Origin of the sequence: Bradyrhizobium sp. WSM1253, assembly GCF_000244935.1 — a bacterium.
In the GTDB taxonomy this organism is placed as follows: Bacteria; Pseudomonadota; Alphaproteobacteria; order Rhizobiales; family Xanthobacteraceae; genus Bradyrhizobium; species Bradyrhizobium canariense.
On record NZ_JH600073.1, the window covers coordinates 7,260,554 to 7,278,264 of the forward strand.

A 17,711-nucleotide genomic window follows, 5' to 3' on the forward strand; every position below is an offset into this window, starting at 1 on the left:
AGTAACAGGGCTCTGAAACATGTCGATCAGCAGCATCAACTATTCCTCGTCGGTTCTCGGCTCGCAGATCCGCAACATCAACCAGCAGCTCACCGACCTGTCGACGCAGCTCTCGACCGGGAAGCTGTCGCAGAACTATTCCGGGATGGGCACCAACGAGGGCTTTGCGATCGCCGGGCGCGCGCAGATCTCCAACATCGCCGCCTATACCGACACGATGACCAACGTCAACGTCAGCATCAACCTCGCCAATACGGCTTTGCAGTCGCTGACCACGATTCGCAACACGGTGCAGACGGGCTCGGCCAACACCGCGCAGGATCTCAACGTCAACGGCCAGACGGTTGCGCAGAACACTGCGGCTGCGCAATTCGGCTCGATGGTCGGCGTTCTCAACACGCAGTCGGGCAACCGCTATCTGTTCTCCGGAACCGCCTTCAACACGCCGTCGGTCGCGAATGCCGGCGACATCATCAACGGCACCACGACGCAGGCGGGCTTCAAGACCGTCATGGCAGAGCGCCAGGCCGCTGACCTCGGCGCCAACGGCATGGGCCGGCTGGTGCTGGCGGCGCCACAACCGACGCCGAGCTCGGTGAAGGTCTCTGAGGACGCCGCCGTATCGCCATTCGGCCTGAAGATCGCCGCAGTCTCCTCGACGCTGACCGGCGCGACGGTCACCGGCCCGAGCGGCTCGCCGGTGTCGTTCTCGGTCGACCTCAACGGCGTCAACCCGAAAAATGGCGACAAGCTCAGCGTGCAGTTCACGCTGCCCGATGGCTCGACCGAGCAGATCGACCTGACGGCGTCGACCGCGACGCCGACGCCTGTCGGCAGCTTTGCCATCGATGCAAGTGTCCCGGTCAATCCGAACAACACGGCGACCAACCTCAACACCGCGCTGAACACCGCGATCAAGAAGCTTGCCGGCACCTCGCTGGTGGCGGCGTCCGCTGTCACGGCCGGTGACAATTTCTTCAATACGGCGGGATCCGCCACCGCGAATGTGGCGGCCACCGGCAATCTGCGCTCCTATACCTCCACGACCGGGACGGGCTCGGTCGCGTTGCAGGACAGCGCATTGGCGGTTGCGTCTACGACCACGTCGCTCGATTCTTCGGCGACACCCCATCTCAACGGGACCATTCTCAACGCGCTCGCCAACGTTCCGACCGGTACCACCCTGACCATCACCGGCGCGAGCGGCGCCCACACGATCACCTTCGACCCTAATGTCACCACTGTCACGACGGCTAGCGGCAATACCACGATCGGATTGGCTTCGGGCAGCGCCGCGAACGTGTCTGATATCTTGAATGCGATCGCGACGGCCGCCGGCATCCCCGCCGCTAACGTGACTCTGAGCGCCAGCGGCAATATCCAGATCGCGACCGGCACGGGCACCGACGTGGCGATCACCGGCGGCTCGGCGGCCACAGCGCTCGGTCTCAGCAGCGTGACGCGCGGCAACGTGCCGTCGACGCCTCCAATCACCGGTTCAACTGTGCTGAGCGGCACTGCGACCGCTGGCGGCCCGGAGGTCCTCTCAGCGGCGTTCCAGGCGGGGTCGGCGGGTCCGCCTGCTGTTAACCCCGATACGATCACGGTGAACGGTCAGACACTGACCTTTGTCGCCTCGGGCGCCGCCGGCCCAAACCAGATCAACATTACCGACAACATCACAACTCTGCTTGGCAAGATCGATCAGATCACCGGCACCACGAAGCCGTCGACCATCCATGGCGGCGTGATCACGATCAACACGGACGATCCCGGGAGCCTCAACATCACGAGCTCGAACAGCACGGCATTCTCGGCGCTCGGCTTCACGACCTCCCCGGTCACGGCGGCAAAGGCTCCGCTGCGCGTCGGCTCTTCCCCCCTCGGCTCGGCGACGACGCTGGTGAACGGCTCGGCCACCACCGTGCAATGGTACCTGGGCAATGACGGCCCCGGCTCGCCGCGCTCCACCGCAATGGCCCGGGTCGACGATTCCGTCACGGTGCAGTATGGCGCGCAGGCGAACGAGGACGCGATCCGCAAGGAGCTGCAGGCGGTCGCCGTGTTCGGGACGTTCTCGACCTCGCCGACCGGGCAGTATTCAGGCGGGCAGGTCGCCGCGCTGAGCGTGCGGGTGACGCAGGCCCTGACCAAGCAGCCCGGCCAGCAGAGCATCGAGGACATCCAGACCGACCTCGCGATGGCCCAAAACACGATGAAGGACGCAGGCACGCGCCAGACCCAGGCCAAGGCGCAGCTCCAGACCATCATCGACCAGGCGGAATCGGCCTCGCCGGACCAGGTCGCGAGCGAGATCCTGTCGCTCCAGAACGCGCTGCAGGCGTCCTACCAGGTGACCTCGAACCTCTCGCAGCTCTCGCTCGTCAAGTTCCTGTAAGGATGCGTTAAGGCGCCGTTAACCATGCCTCTTTACCTCTTGGTGAGGATTGGAGCGAGGCGGAGCCGTCAATGTCGGACACGATGCAGCTGGTGGTGGCGACGCCCTGCTTTGGCGGGCAGGTGTCGAGCATCTATGCGAGTTCGATCTTCGCGCTCCAGCGCGCCGTGCATGGCGTGCCCAATCTCGAGCTCAAGGTGCTGCTGCGCGACGGTGACGCGCTGATCACCCGCGCGCGGGCCAATCTAGCCGCGATGTTTCTGGACGATCCCAAGGCGACCCATTTCCTGTTCATCGATGCAGATATCGGGTTCAAGCCCGAGCAGGTGTTCCGGCTGATCGAGTGCGGCGCGGACGTCGTCGCGGGCTGCTATCCGATCAAGCGGGTCAACTGGGACAAGGCGAAGCGGGCATTCGAGGCCGGCCGCACCGACGTGCCGGCCGCCTCGCTCGACTACGTACTCGAAATCGAAGACCCCGACCGCATTGTCGTGGTCAACGGCTTTACGCCCGTGCGCTACGCCGGCACCGGCTTCCTGATGATCCGGCGCCACGTGCTGGAAACGATGTGCCGCCATCCGGACTATGCGGCCCTGCAATTCTTCCGCGAGCATTCGCACGATACCCTGGCGGGGAGCCAGAACCGGTTTGCCTTGTTCGAATGCACGATCGATGCGGCGACCGGCACCTATCTGTCCGAGGACTTCGCCTTCTGCAAGCGCTGGACGAACATCGGCGGCGAGATTTGGGCCGATATCGAGAGCTCGCTCGATCACGTCGGACCGTCGGTGTTCCACGGCGACATCACCTCGCAATTCGCAGCGGCGCCCGCGGCGGCGGCCGATGCGGCGTGAGCCTTTCGGGATGAGCGCCGGCGCATCCCGTCTGTCAGCCACCGAGCGCGCGTCCGACGGCGGCTCGCGCTATCGCCTGCGCGACCTCTTCACACCGCTGGATACGCTGCTCGCCTCCGGCGGAGATCCGCGGCTGGCGCTCGATCCGAACGACCGTGTCAACGCCTATGGTTGCGCGGCTTCGCCGGAGCCGGAGCTCTGGAATTTTGCTTCCTCGACTGCGTCGACGATCTCGCAGATGGCCTACGACTGCGCTGCGCTGGCGCGCGAAGAGCTGATGCACAAATGTTTGTTCGACGAGGTCGAAATCGCCTTCGACGCCCGCTGCGAGGACATGCGCGAGGAGCTACGCGGCCACCTTGCGCTCTCGTCGCGCATCGACGTCGTGTTCTCGCCGTCCGGCACGGACTCCCAGCTTCACGCCCTGTTCGTGGCCCGCGCGGTGCTCGGCGCGGCGCCGGTGACGATCGTGGTCGGCGCCGACCAGACCGGCAGCGGAACGCCGCATACTGCACGCGGCCACCATTTCAGCACGATGACAGCAGGCGGCATTGTCGTGCGCAAGGACGGCGCGGTGACGGGGCTGGCCGGCGATAGCATTGCGGTGCCGCTGATCGACATGGTGGCCGGCATTGCGATGCGTACCGATGCCGATGCCGCGGTGCTGCGCGCGGTCGAGACCAGCCTCGCGCAAGGCCGCCGCGTTTTGTTGCAGATCATGGATTCGTCAAAACTCGGTTGGCGCGCCCCAAGCGAGGCCTGTCTCGATGAGATCGCGCGGCGCTGGCCGCGCAAGGTTCAAATCGTCGTCGATGCCTGTCAGGCGCGCATCGGCCGCCGGCGGCTGCGCGCCTATCTCGACCGCGGTTACATGGTGCTGATCACCGGCTCGAAATTCTTCGGCGGACCTGCCTTCAGCGGTGCGCTGCTGCTGCCGAAAGGCCTGTCGCGGTCGATCGACCGGATTGGCGGGATCGCGCCTGGCATCTTCGACTATGCCGGCCGCTGCGACTGGCCGGTGGCGTGGACGACGCTACGCTCGCGCTTCGAGCGCCGGCCGAATTTCGGTCAATGGTTGCGCTGGGAGGCCGCGTTGGCCGAGATCGGCAGCTACTACGCCGTGCCCGGGGCTTTCCGCGCCAGAATGCTGGCCGAGCTTGCAGTCGGCATCGACAGCATGATCGCGTTGTCGCCGTCGCTTCGTGCCGTTCCCGCTGCGATCGAGAAGTCCGTCGCGGACGACGAAGAATTCGCGCAAGCCACGATCTTTCCGTTCACGCTGCTGCGCGGCGGCAAGCCGGTCTCGATCGCCGAGACCAGCGCCGTGCATCGGGCGCTGGCGCGCGACATGGCCGAGGAGATCAGCGGCAGCGCGGCGGATCGGCAAGTAGCCGCCCAGCGCTGTCTCGTCGGCCAGCCGGTCCGACTGGAGCGGCAGGACGGCGCGCCGCAGGCCGTGTTGCGCCTCTGCGTCGGCGCACGATTGGTGACCGAGGCATGGACGCCGGATACGATGCAGGCGCAACGCAATCTGCAACACGTTCTCGATCGCATCGCCCATGTGCTGGTGAAGATCGAGTTATTGCTTGACCGTGGCGCGGTCGTGGCCGCGCCGGCAAAGTCTGCGTTCGAGGTGTGAGATGCAACATCCAGTTTCCGCGCCGAGCGGCGTGACCGCGCCGAACCATGCCGATCGCATCGGCTTTGCCCAGTTGACGCGCCGCGCCTTCGAGGGCGGCGACCTGCATCCGTTGCGCGAGCGGCTGCTGGCGCGGATCGAGGAGGGGACGGCCGAGGCCGGCGAAGGCCTCGATCTCTCGCTGATTGCCCAGCTTCTCGGCGAGAAGGAGGCCGGGCTGGTGATCCAGACCGAGGTGCTCTCCTTCCACCAATTGTTTCGTACGCCTTGCGCTGCTCCAAAACCCCGGCTGCGCGTGCTCGCGCTCGCCGCTGATATCGACATGGGCGGCAACACGCCGATCGATTTCCTGCTTGAAGACTCCGACATCGAGCTGTTGACGCTCTACGTGGTCAAGGGCATCGGCCTGCCGGAGACTCTGCCCGAGCACGACGTCGCTATTGTGATCGCATCCGATTCCGAGGAGTGCCGAGAGGCGCTCGCGCTGATCGAGAAGGCCGCGCCACACTGGCCGCGACCGCTGCTCAATCGTCCCGATCTCATCGGCAATCTCGATCGCGACAAGCTGTATCGTCTGCTGGCAGGCGTGCCCGGCCTCGACATTTCCGTGACCGCGCCCGCGACGCGCGCGCAATTGTCGGAGCTTTCGCAAGGCAAGATCGTTTGCGAGGAGATCACGGGCGAACTGCGCTTTCCGATGATCGTGCGGCCGCGCGGTACGCATGCCGGCGTCGGTCTCGCGAAGCTCGACGATGCTGGGGCGCTCGCTGCCTATCTCGCCGAGCGACAGGAGCAGGACTTCTTCGTCGCACGTTTCGTCGACTATGCGAGTCCGGACGGGCTCTACCGCAAATACCGTCTCGCCATGGTCGACGGCAAACCCTATGCCTGTCACATGGCGATCGCCGATCGCTGGGACATCTGGTATCTCAACGCCTTCATGGCGTTCAGCGAGGAGAAGCGGGCCGAGGAAGCCGCCTTCATGCTTGAATTCGACCATGCATTCGCGGCGCGCCACAAAATCGCGCTCGACGAAATGAGCAGGCGCGTCGGTCTCGATTACTTCATCGTCGATTGCGCCGAGAACCAGAAGCGCGAGCTGCTGGTGTTCGAAGCCGACAACACCGCCGTCGTGCACAACATGGATCCGCCGGCCGTGTTTCCGTACAAGCCGCCGCAGATGCGCAAGATCTTCGCGGCATTCACGGCGATGTTGTCGCGGCACGCAAGAGCGGGTGAGGAGAGTGCAGCATGAACGAGATCATCCGCAACACCCAAAGCTCTGTCACGCACACTTCGCTCGATCCGCAGGACTGGAGCGAATTTCGCGCGCTCGCCCATCGCATGCTTGACGAGACGATCGATGGCATCGCCAACATTCGCGCGCGTCCGGTGTGGCAGCCGATCCCCGACGGCGTTCGCGCGGCATTCAAGGCCGACGTGCCGCGGGAGGCAAGCGATCTCGCCGACGTCTATCGCGACTTCTCCGAACATGTTGCGCCCTATGCGACCGGCAACGTCCATGCCGGTTTCATGGGCTGGGTGCATGGCGGCGGCACCGCGGTCGGCGTGGTCGCGGAAATGCTCGCGGCAGGCCTCAACGCCAATCTCGGCGGCCGCGACCACATGCCGATCGAGGTGGAGCGCCAGGTCGTCGACTGGATGCGCCGCCTGTTCGCCTTCCCGGAAAGCGCGAGCGGCATCTTCGTCACGGGCACGTCGATGGCGAATCTGATGGCAGTGCTGGTGGCACGTACGAGCGCGCTCGGCACGCTGGCGCGGCAGTACGGCATCGGCAATGACGGTGCGCTTCTCACCGCCTATACATCGCAGGCCGCGCATGGCTGCGTCTCGAGGGCGATGGACATCGCCGGGCTCGGCACCGATGCACTGCGCAAGGTCGGCGTCGATGCCGATCATCGCATGGACGTTGCCGCGCTGCGTGCGCAGATCGCGATCGATCGCGATGTCGGCTTCAAGCCCTTCCTCGTCGTTGCCTCCGCAGGTACGGTCGACATCGGCGCGGTCGACGATCTCAAGGCGATCGCAGAACTGTGCCGCGAAGAAGGAATTTGGTTTCACGTCGACGGCGCCTTCGGTGCGCTCGCGATCTTCTCGCCCGAGCTTGCGCCGCTGCTCGGCGGCATCGAGCTTGCGGATTCCATTGCGCTCGACTTCCACAAATGGGGGCAGGTGCCTTACGACGCCGGCTTCCTGCTGGTGCGGGACGGCGAGCAGCACCGGCAGGCCTTTGCGCAGCCGGCGGCCTATCTGCGCCGCGAGGCGAGGGGGCTTGCGGCGGGCGCGGTCTGGCCCTGCGATCTCGGCCCCGATCTGTCGCGTGGCTTCCGCGCGCTGAAGACATGGTTCACGCTGAAGACGTTCGGCACAAATCGGCTCGGTGCGGTGATCGCGCGAAGCTGCGCGCTGGCGAAATATCTGGAGACGCGCGTTCTCGCCGAGCCGCGGCTGGAGTTGCTGGCACCGGTCAATCTCAACATCGTCTGCTTCCGCTACCGCGCTGCCGACGAGGTCAATCGCGAGATCGTCGCCGACATCCAGGAGTCCGGTATCGCGGCGCCATCGAGCACGACGCTGGACGGCAGGTTTGCGATCCGCGCCGCGATCGTCAATCACCGCACCGAAGAGACCGACATCGATGCGCTGATCGCAGCGGTGCTGGAATTCGGCGGACGACGGAGCGGGGGAGTGATCGAGGTTGAAGCGCCGCCGCTCGCGGCACAGTGATAGCGGATCCTTCAAAACAAAACCGCCCCGGACCTGGTCCGGGGCGGTTTTGTTTTGGGTGTCGCGAAGTGCTCAGGCGGCCGAGCTGACGTCGCTCTTGGGATGACTGGCTTCGTACTGGTCGCGCAGCTTGTCTTCATAAGCGATCAGCTTGCGAGCCTCCTTGAGCGCCCGGTAGAGGTCGCCGCTCATGATGTTGTTGTTGATGCCCTCGATGATCGGCCAGGAGCTCGGCACCGCGGTGACAATGTCACGCACGAGGTTGAAATAGGTGCCGTGCTGGGTCTGCGGGTCCGGCGAGATGTACATGAGCTGCACCGCCAGATAGACGAGCTTGGCCGGCGTATCGGCGGTCTCCGGCGTGAGGATGTCGCGCTCGCGCAGAATCGGCACATTCTCGCCGTCGATCAGGAGCCGCGCGCGCTGGTCCGTGTTGGTGATCACGGAATTGCCGACGATGATGCGTTCGTGTGGTTTGAGCTCGACCTTGAGAGCCATGCCTGTTCTCCATCAACCCTTTTGTAACGAGCCTCGTGCGTGCCCCCGCTGACGGCTGCCGGCTCTGATTTGGGTCCGATCCTTGCTCAATGTGGTTAACGGGTTGTAAACGCCGGCCGTCGTCGCGGGAACATGAATGATTTCAATGCGTTGATTCCATCGAAATTTCGGACTGGGGATTTCGGACCGGGCTTCGAAGGCGCGACGCAGACAAACCCGGAGTTTCATTTCACGGATTGTTAGAGGCTTGGACGCAACCGTCCGCCGGTCGTTTGATCAATTTCGGTCAGACAGGACGCGTAGCTACCAGAAAGGTAACAGTATGTCCGGTATCGTTCTCTCCTCCTCGGTTCGCCAGAACCTGCTCTCCCTCCAGTCCACCGCCGATCTGCTCGCCACCACCCAGTCCCGTTTGTCGACTGGCAAGAAGGTGAACTCGGCGCTCGACAACCCCACCAACTTCTTCACGGCGCAGTCGCTCGACAACCGCGCCAGCGACATCAACAATCTGCTCGATGGTATTGCCAACGGCGTGCAGGTGCTGCAGGCCGCCAACACCGGCATCACCTCGCTCCAGAAGCTGCTGGACTCTGCCAAGTCGATCGCCAACCAGGCGCTCCAGACAACGGTCGGCTATTCGACCAAGTCGAACGTCTCGACCACGATCGCGGGCGCGACTTCTTCCGACCTGCGCGGTACCACGACCTACACCAGCGCGACCGCGCAATCCAACGTGCTGTTCTCCGGCGCTGCCGGCGGCGTCACGGCGGCAACCGGTACGACCACGCTTGGCGGTACGGCCGCTGCCTATATCGGAACCGCTGCGGTCAACGACAACAACGGCGGCGGTGCGGCGGCCATCACCACGAGCACGCTGCTCTACGGCGACGGTTCGACTGCTGCAAAGAGCGGTCTGGGCCTGATTGGCGTCACCCAGTTCACCGACGGCACGACCCTCACCGTCGACGGCCACTCCATCACCTTCAAGTCCGGCGATGCGCCGGGCGTCACGGGGTCCACCAATAGCCTGCCGACCGGCTACGGCGTGGATAGCGGTGGTACCGGCAGCGTCGCGACTGACGGCAGTGGCAACTCGATTATCTATCTCGGCAGCGATACGACCAACTCGACCGCGACGGTCGGCGACATCCTGAAGGCGGTCGACCTTGCGGCGGGCACCCGCGGTGCCACGATCGCGGCCGGCGTTGCCACCATCAACGCCAACAACACCAGCCAGACCGCGGCTTCCATCACCGCCGGCAAGATCACGCTGGACAGCTCGACCGGCGCCGATCTCAGCGTCACCGGCAAGGCGGACGTGTTGAAGGCGCTCGGTCTGACCACCGCGACCGGCTCCGGCAACACCACCATCGGTGCGGCCCGCACAACCGTCTCGACCGGCCTTGGTTCGCTGATCACCGACGGTTCGACCCTGAACGTCAACGGCAAGACCATCACGTTCAAGAACGGCGGTACGCCGGCTGCGGCCAACGTGCCGACCGGCTCTGGCGTCACCGGCAACGTCGTCACCGACGGCAGCGGCAACTCGACCGTGTACCTCAACAAGGGCACCGTCGCCGACATCCTGACCGCGGTCGACCTCGCCACCGGCGTGCAGAGCGCGGCCAACGCCAGCGGTGCGGCGACGCTGACCACCGCAGCCGGCCAGACCGCGTCCTCCCTGGTCGCCGGTTCGCTGCACGTCTCGACCGGCGCCAACTCGGACCTGTCGATCACCGGCACGGGCAATGCGCTGTCCTCGCTCGGCCTGACCGGTGCGACCGGCACCGGCACCGCCTTCACGGCAAGCCGTTCTGCGGCGTCGGGCGGCGTTTCGGGCAAGACCTTGACCTTCTCCGCCTTCAACGGCGGCACGGCGGTCAACGTCACCTTCGGCGACGGCACTGGCGGCACGGTCAAGACGCTCGATCAGCTCAACACGGCTCTTCAGGCCAACAACCTGTCGGCCACGATCGACGCCAACGGTAGGCTGACGGTTTCGGCGACCAACGACTTTGCGTCGTCGACGATCGGATCTGCCGCTGCTGGCGGTACCATCGGCGGCACGCTCACCACGGCGCTGACCTTCTCGAACGCGACTGCGCCGGTTGCGGATGCTGTTGCCCAGGCCACCCGTACCAACCTGGTGTCCCAGTACAACAACATCCTGACGCAGATCGACACGACCTCGCTGGACGCTTCGTTCAACGGCGTCAACCTGCTCAACGGCGACCAGCTCAAGCTGGTGTTCGACGAGACCGGCAAGTCCAACCTCAACATCACCGGCGTGACCTTCAACTCGAAGGGCCTGGGTCTGGCCGGCCTGGTGCAGGGAACCGACTTCATCGACAACTCCGCGACCAACAAGGTGCTCACCAATCTGAACTCGGCCTCGAGCACTCTGCGGTCGGAAGCTTCGACCCTCGGTTCGAACCTCTCCATCGTGCAGGTGCGTCAGGACTTCAACAAGAACCTGATCAACGTGCTGCAGACCGGTTCGTCCAACCTGACGCTGGCCGACACCAACGAGGAAGCGGCCAACAGCCAGGCGCTGTCGACCCGTCAGTCGATCGCGGTCTCCGCGCTGTCGCTGGCCAACCAGTCGCAGCAGAGCGTGCTCCAGCTGCTCCGCTAATAGCGGCTGACATCGCAATCAAGTCATGGCGGCGGGGCTTCGGCCCCGCCGTTTTCTTTTGCGCGGTCCGATCGAGCAGTGGTCCGGCCGCACTGAAAAAGTAACTGTTGGTTATGGTTAACGGGGAGCAAACGCCGCAAAAAGGCGAGGAGTTTCAGATCGATCGTCGCCGATCTCGGCGTGCGTCCGCAGCCTTATGGTGAACCGGCGCTTACGCTGCGGGAACGGGTTTCACCTTTTGTTAGCCATGTCCCCTCAGGCTGTGCGCGTCACTCGATCCGAAGCGATCGAACGAAGACGCGTAAACCAGAAGGGTAAGAGTTATGTCCGGTATTGTTCTCTCTGCGTCGGTTCGCCAGAACCTGCTCTCGCTCCAGTCCACCGCCGACCTCCTCGCCACCACCCAGTCCCGCCTCTCGACTGGCAAGAAGGTGAACTCGGCGCTCGACAACCCCACCAACTTCTTCACGGCACAGTCGCTCGACAACCGCGCCAGCGACATCAACAATCTGCTCGATGGCATTGCCAACGGCGTGCAGGTGCTCCAGGCCGCCAACACCGGCATCACCTCGCTGTCGAAGTTGCTCGACTCCGCCAAGTCGATCGCTAACCAGGCGCTGCAGACCACCGTCGGCTACTCCAGCAAGTCGAACGTCTCGACCACGATTGCGGGTGCGACCGCTTCCGATCTGCGCGGCACCACGACCTACACCAGTGCGACCGCGCAATCCAACGTGCTGTTCTCCGGCGCTGCCGGCGGCGCCACGGCGGCAACCGGTACGACCACGCTCGGCGGTACGGCCGCTGCCTATGTCGGAACCACCGCGGTCAACGACAACAACGGCGGCGGTGCGGCGGCCATCACCACGAGCACGCTGCTCTACGGTGACGGTTCGACTGCTGCAAAGAGCGGTCTGGGCCTGATTGGCGTCACCCAGTTCACCGACGGCACGACCCTCACCGTCGACGGCCACTCCATCACCTTCAAGTCCGGTGATGCGCCGGGCGTCACGGGGTCCACCAACAGCCTGCCGACCGGCTACGGCTTGGATAGCGGTGGTACCAGCAGCGTCGCGACTGACGGCAGTGGCAACTCGATTATCTATCTAGGCAGCAATGCGACGAACTCGACCGCGACGGTCGGCGACGTCCTGAAGGCGATCGATCTTGCGGCAGGCACCCGCGGTGCCACGATCGCGGCCGGCGTTGCCACCATCAACGCCAACAACACCAGCCAGACCGCGGCTTCCATCACCGCCGGCAAGATCACGCTGGACAGCTCGACCGGCGCCGATCTCAGCGTCATCGGCAAGGCTGACCTGTTGAAGGCGCTCGGGCTGACCACCGCGACCGGCTCCGGCAACGCGACCCTGACGGCCGCCCGAACAACCATCTCGACCAGCCTTGGTTCGCTGATCACCGACGGATCGACCCTGAACGTCAACGGCAAGACCATCACGTTCAAGAACGGCGGCACGCCGCTTGCGGCCAACGTGCCGACGGGATCCGGCGTCACCGGTAACGTCGTCACCGACGGCAGCGGCAACTCGATCGTTTACCTGAACAAGGGCACCGTCGCCGACATCCTGAGCGCGGTCGATCTCGCCACCGGCGTGCAGGCAGCAACCATCGCTTCGGGTGCCGCGACCTTGGCGACGGCCAGTGGCCAGACCGCGTCCTCGCTTGTTGCCGGTTCGCTCCACATCTCGACTGGCGCGAACTCGGATCTGTCGATCACCGGCTCGGGCAATGCCTTGTCCGTGCTCGGCCTCACCGGCTCCACCGGCACCGGCACGGCCTTCTCGGCGAGCCGCTCGGCGTCGGCCGGCGGCGTCTCGGGCAAGACCTTGACCTTCGCCTCCTTCAACGGCGGCACGGCGGTCAACGTCACCTTCGGCGACGGCACCGGTGGCACGGTCAAGACGCTCGATCAGCTCAACACGGCGCTTCAGGCCGACAACCTGGCCGCCACGATCGACGCCAACGGCCTGCTCACGGTCTCCGCGATCAACGACTACGCATCCTCGACGATCGGATCGGCTGTCGCTGGCGGCGCAATCGGCGGCACGATCACGACGGCCCTGACCTGGACCAACGCGACCGCGCCGACGGTCGATGCTGTTGCCCAGGCGAGCCGTTCCAACCTGGTGTCGCAGTACAACAACATCCTGTCGCAGATCGACACGACCTCGGTCGACTCGTCCTTCAACGGCGTGAACCTGCTGAACGGCGATCAGCTCAAGCTGGTGTTCGACGAGACCGCGAAGTCGAGCCTGAGCATCACCGGTGTGACCTTCAACTCGAAGGGGCTGGGTCTGGCCTCGCTGGTACGGGGCACCGACTTCATCGACAACGCGGCGACCAACCGGGTGCTCACCAGTCTCAACGCGGCCTCGAGCACGCTACGCTCGCAAGCCTCGACCCTCGGTTCGAATCTGTCGGTGGTGCAGGTGCGTCAGGACTTCAACAAGAACCTGATCAACGTGCTCCAGACCGGCTCGTCCAACCTGACGCTGGCCGACACCAACGAGGAAGCGGCCAACAGCCAGGCGTTGTCGACCCGCCAGTCGATCGCGGTCTCCGCGCTGTCGCTGGCCAACACCTCGCAGCAGAGCGTGCTTCAGCTGCTCCGTTAATAAGCAACTGAAATCACAAGATAAATATGGCGGCGGGGCTTCGGCTCCGCCGCTTTTTTGCGTGTGCGGAGACCGTGCAGAACGTGCAGCCGGGGCCGGGGAGGGGGCGCTAACTCGGCATTAACCGTATCCCTTAAACCGTCGTTAACCATACTTTAAAGGACAGCCCCTAAAAGTGGACAAAAGCCCGCTTTCCAGATCGCGAGCCCCGATTCGTACCCGGTTCAAGAGGAAGACCAGCCAATGTCCAACATCGTTCTCTCGGCGTCCGTTCGCCAGAACCTGTTGTCACTGCAGTCGACGGCCGACCTGCTGGCCACGACACAGCAGCGCCTCTCAACCGGCAAGAAGGTCAACACGGCGCTCGACAACCCCACCAACTTCTTCACCGCGCAAGGGTTGGACAACCGGGCGAGCGACATCAGCAACCTGCTCGACGGCATCAACAACGGTGTGCAGGTGCTGCAGGCCGCCAACACCGGCATCACCTCGCTGCAAAAGCTGATCGACAGCGCCAAGTCGATCGCGAACCAGGCGCTGCAGACCACGGTCGGCTATTCGACCAAGTCGAACATCACGACGACGATTCCGGGCGCGACGCCGGCGGATCTGCGCGGCACCACGAGCTACACCTACGCCACCGCAACCGGCAACGTCGTCACCGACGGTACTGCTGGCGGTACGACTCCGATTACGGGCACGACCACGCTCGGCGGCATTTCGCAATCCCTGACGGGGCTTGCCGCTCCCGACGGTGTCCCCACTCCGGCAAGCCTTGCTGCAAACCTCACCCTTCTCGGTCCGTCCAGCGCGAGCACCATTGCGGCCAATGGTGCACCGACGGACGGCGATGTCGTGATCGTCGACGGCAAGACCATCACCTTCAGGGCCGGCGCTGCACCTGCGGCGGCCAGCGTTCCCGCCGGTTCCGGCAGGAACAACAACGTTGTCACCGACGGCAATGGCAATTCCACCGTTTACCTCGGGACAAGCGCCGTCCCGGCTGCAAAAGTCCAGGACGTGATGGACGCGATCGATCTCGCGACCGGCGTGCAAAAGGCAGCCATCACCGGCGGCACCGCGACATTATCGCTCTCGTCGGGCGCCGTCGCCTCCATCGCCGGCGGCCAGCTTACCCTCACCACCGGCACGGGCGCCGACCTCAGCATCACCGGCAAGGCCGACTTCCTCAAGGCGCTTGGCCTTACGACCGCGACCGGCTCCGGCAATGTCAATGTGAGCAAGGCGCGTCTGACGAGCCCCACGACGCTGGGCACGCTCATCAATGACGGCTCCACGCTGAACGTTGATGGCAAGACCGTCTCGTTCAAGAACGCTGCGGTTCCTGCTGCCGCTCCGACGGGCTCCACCAAGATCGGCAACATCGTAACCGACAACAACGGCAACTCCGTCGTCTATCTCCAGGGCGCCAGCGTTCAGGATTCGCTGAACGCGATCGACCTGGCGTCGGGTGCCGGCATCGTCAGCGGCGCCGCCGTGGTTGCGGCCAGCGGTTCGTCTCTGTCCACCGTCGTCAACGGCGCGCTCAAGCTCAGCACCGGCACCACGGCGGATCTGTCGATCACGGGAACCGGCAATGCGTTGTCCTCGTTCGGACTGACCGGTCCGACCGGCACCGGCACGGCCTTCACCGCGGGCCGCGCGCCCGGAGCGGGCAGCATCTCGGGCAAGACCTTGACCTTTACCTCGTTCAACGGCGGCACGCCGGTCAACGTGACCTTTGGCGATGGCACCAACGGGACTGTCAAGACGCTTGATCAACTGAACTCTCAGCTGCAGGCGAACCACCTGACGGCGACGATCGACGCCAACGGCGTGCTCACGATCACCACCGTCAACGAGTATGCCTCTTCGACGCTGGGCTCGATAACTGCCGGGGGCGCGGTCGCCGGCACCATCACGGGTGTGATCGCTTTCACGACCGCCCAGCCGCCGATCCAGGATCCGGTCGCGCAGACGGCGCGCTCAAACCTGGTCAACCAGTTCAACAACATCCTGGCGCAGATCGATACGACGTCGCAGGATGCCTCATTCAACGGCGTGAACCTGCTCAACGGCGACACGCTGAAGCTGATCTTCAACGAGACCGGCAGCTCCACGCTCGGCATCAACGGCGTGGTCTTCAACGCGGCGGGCCTCGGCCTCAGCAACCTCGTCAACGGTATCGACTTCATCGACAACGGCGCCACCAACAGGGTGCTGACCAGCCTGAACGCGGCCTCGAGTACGCTGCGCTCGGAAGGTTCTGCGCTCGGCTCCAACCTGTCGATCGTGCAGGTGCGTCAGGACTTCTCCAAGAACCTGATCAACGTTCTGCAGACCGGCTCGTCCAACCTGACGCTCGCCGACACCAACGAGGAAGCGGCCAACAGCCAGGCGCTGTCGACCCGCCAGTCGATCGCGGTGTCCGCGCTGTCGCTGGCCAATCAGTCGCAACAGAGCGTGCTGCAGCTGCTCCGCTAATTTCGCGGCGCAAGCTCGCTCATCGATTTCGCGGCGGGGCTAAGGCTCCGCCGTTCATTTTACGGAGATCGCTAAGGCAGGATTAGCTGAGATCGACGCACACCGCGCGTGACGTGTTTACAGCGTGCACATGCGCGTCTAGCTTCACGATGACGAAGAACTCCGAGACCCGTAATAATCCGGAGTGCTTCCAAGCACACATGTAAGCAAATCTTAAGCGGTGCTGCCTAGGGTCGGGAAAGAAATCCTTAAGCGCGTTCAACGGGCTAGGTAACCTCCAGGGTGTGATTGATGTCGAATTCCGCTGCCTCGGCCTACGCGCGTGTTGCAACGACCACCGCATCTCCTCGCGACATCGAAGCGCAGACCCTGCTCAAGGCCGCGAACAAGCTTCAGGATGCGATCAACAGCGCCGAGCCGTTCAGCGAGCAGACCACGCAGGCCCTGATGTTCAATCGCAAGCTCTGGACGATCTTTCTGGGCGAGGCCATGCGCGAGAACAATCCGCAGCCGATCGAGGTCCGGCAGAAGATCGCCAACATCAGCGTGTTCGTGCTGAGCCAGACCGCCGCGCTGCAGATGAGCCCGCAGTTCGATCACTTCCGTCCTCTGATCGAGATCAACCGCAATATCGCCGCTGGTCTGTCCGGCCGTCCGTGATCAAGGACGGTCGTTTAGCCTCGGCAATACTAAGTTCATGCTGATGGATAGCGGCAAGGCGCAGATCAACAACGTCGTCACCGGTCCACCGACCGGTTCGAGCGATCTCGATGTTGCCGTTGCGAGGCTCGACGCCTGATGGTCAGGCGCTGCGGTCCGTGCTGGCCGGACGCGAGGGCTCGGATTTCAAATCCTGCGCATGGAAATAGGCCCGCCGGCGCAGCATTGCTTCGTCGGGGAACTGGTTCACCACCGCGTCGGTCCTGTCGTTGACGACCTGGAAGACGAACGACGCCGCCGCCTGGTCGAACACGACCTGGCGTGAGATGTTCTCGTTGCTTCGCAAATCATTGCGTGCAGGCGCGCTCGCATCGCCAGCGGCCACTGTCTGGCTCACGGGCAGATCGGTTTGCACGGCCTCGTTCGCCGCCGCATTCGACGTCGTTACGATCTGCACGGCAACCGGTATCCCCACCGGCCTGATGCTGAAATCTGTACTCATGGCAGCCTCCTGGTTGCCTCACGTGAGTCAAATCCCAACCCCTCTCAATACGCAACCATGGAACACCGGGATTGAACATCCGGTAAGGAAACGTGCCTAACCGCGCGACGATGTTGCCCCGCGGTTTTTCGTAAAATTGTCATTTGTTATTGCGCGCGCTCAGAGCGAGCGGCTGACCGCGAGCGGCGTGATGTGGCGCGGGCCCGGCGTGGCGCGGCGTCCCGCGGCCGTGTAGGTGTTCGGCACGTTGCGCTTCTGGATCTCGGCGTTGACGCCGCGCACGACGCTCTCCGACACCGCGTGAGCGGTTGCGAGCACGGTGAGGTTGACCTGGAGCATCGCGCGGAATGCATCATGGTGCCGATGCAGCGTCGAGAGCAGCTCGGGCGCGGATTTGGCGAGCTGGGCCTGGTTCGCCTTCAACTGGGTGACGGCGCCGACATAGTTTCGCGACAGTTCCTGCTTCTTGCTCTCGAGGGTCATCGCCTCGCGGACTTGGCCGGCACGTACCAGCTCGGTCTCGCGCTCGATCAGGCCGAGCAGGGCACTCATCGCATCCATCAACTGCTCGGCGATCTTGCGCGCCTCGGCGCTGCCGGATGCGGTGTTCGGGCGCTGCGCTTGCACCGGCTGACGCGAGGCGTTGAAGTGGTTCAT

At 64.3% G+C, this 17,711-nt stretch carries 12 protein-coding genes; 9 read left to right on the plus strand and 3 right to left on the minus strand.

Features of this window, described 5'->3' with window-relative positions; genetic code table 11:
- The first annotated feature begins 19 nt into the window (after positions 1-19).
- From BRA1253DRAFT_RS35005 to BRA1253DRAFT_RS35025, 5 genes are all read left to right on the plus strand, one after another.
- Positions 20-2,398: a flagellin/flagellar hook associated protein gene (locus BRA1253DRAFT_RS35005; protein ID WP_007602098.1), complete on the plus strand. Its 2,379-nt coding sequence runs from the start codon at positions 20-22 to the stop codon at positions 2,396-2,398.
- A 71-nt stretch (positions 2,399-2,469) separates the two neighbouring features.
- Complete coding sequence (locus BRA1253DRAFT_RS35010) at positions 2,470-3,252, plus strand: hypothetical protein (protein ID WP_007602100.1); 783 nt, start codon at positions 2,470-2,472, stop codon at positions 3,250-3,252.
- Entirely contained in the window at positions 3,242-4,891 is a 1,650-nt protein-coding gene (locus tag BRA1253DRAFT_RS35015) for a hypothetical protein (protein WP_007602102.1), read from the plus strand. Before BRA1253DRAFT_RS35010 ends, BRA1253DRAFT_RS35015 begins: the two co-directional genes overlap by 11 nt.
- Position 4,892: 1 nt before the next feature.
- The gene (locus BRA1253DRAFT_RS35020) at positions 4,893-6,146 is read left to right on the plus strand and encodes a RimK family alpha-L-glutamate ligase (protein ID WP_007602104.1); all 1,254 of its coding nucleotides are present in this window, start codon (positions 4,893-4,895) and stop codon (positions 6,144-6,146) included.
- The gene (locus BRA1253DRAFT_RS35025; protein ID WP_007602106.1) at positions 6,143-7,639 is read left to right on the plus strand and encodes an aspartate aminotransferase family protein; all 1,497 of its coding nucleotides are present in this window, start codon (positions 6,143-6,145) and stop codon (positions 7,637-7,639) included. The genes BRA1253DRAFT_RS35020 and BRA1253DRAFT_RS35025 overlap by 4 nt, the downstream gene beginning before the upstream one ends.
- 72 nt (positions 7,640-7,711) lie before the next feature.
- On the opposite strand, the gene flbT is transcribed toward BRA1253DRAFT_RS35025, so the two are convergent.
- Positions 7,712-8,137, minus strand: a complete 426-nt coding sequence (flbT, locus tag BRA1253DRAFT_RS35030; RefSeq protein WP_007602109.1) for a flagellar biosynthesis repressor FlbT — start codon at positions 8,135-8,137, stop codon at positions 7,712-7,714.
- Between the two features lie 322 nt (positions 8,138-8,459).
- Here flbT and BRA1253DRAFT_RS35035 point away from each other — a divergent pair, with 322 nt between their 5' ends.
- From BRA1253DRAFT_RS35035 to flaF, 4 genes are all read left to right on the plus strand, one after another.
- Complete coding sequence (locus BRA1253DRAFT_RS35035; RefSeq protein WP_007602110.1) at positions 8,460-10,772, plus strand: DUF1522 domain-containing protein; 2,313 nt, start codon at positions 8,460-8,462, stop codon at positions 10,770-10,772.
- A 323-nt stretch (positions 10,773-11,095) separates the two neighbouring features.
- Positions 11,096-13,408 (plus strand): DUF1522 domain-containing protein, encoded by a 2,313-nt coding sequence (locus BRA1253DRAFT_RS35040; RefSeq protein ID WP_007602111.1) that lies wholly within the window; start codon positions 11,096-11,098, stop codon positions 13,406-13,408.
- A gap of 243 nt (positions 13,409-13,651) precedes the next feature.
- A complete protein-coding gene (locus BRA1253DRAFT_RS35045; protein WP_007602112.1) occupies positions 13,652-15,892 on the plus strand; it encodes a DUF1522 domain-containing protein in 2,241 nt (746 codons plus the stop codon).
- A gap of 291 nt (positions 15,893-16,183) precedes the next feature.
- Positions 16,184-16,552, plus strand: coding sequence for a flagellar biosynthesis regulator FlaF (gene flaF, locus BRA1253DRAFT_RS35050; protein ID WP_007602113.1), 369 nt, complete (start codon positions 16,184-16,186; stop codon positions 16,550-16,552).
- Positions 16,553-16,694: 142 nt separating this feature from the next.
- On the opposite strand, the gene BRA1253DRAFT_RS35055 is transcribed toward flaF, so the two are convergent.
- On the minus strand, positions 16,695-17,054 hold the full coding sequence (locus BRA1253DRAFT_RS35055) for a hypothetical protein (RefSeq protein WP_007602114.1): 360 nt from the start codon (positions 17,052-17,054) through the stop codon (positions 16,695-16,697).
- 159 nt (positions 17,055-17,213) lie between these two features.
- The gene (locus BRA1253DRAFT_RS35060; RefSeq protein ID WP_007602115.1) at positions 17,214-17,711 is read right to left on the minus strand and encodes a hypothetical protein; all 498 of its coding nucleotides are present in this window, start codon (positions 17,709-17,711) and stop codon (positions 17,214-17,216) included.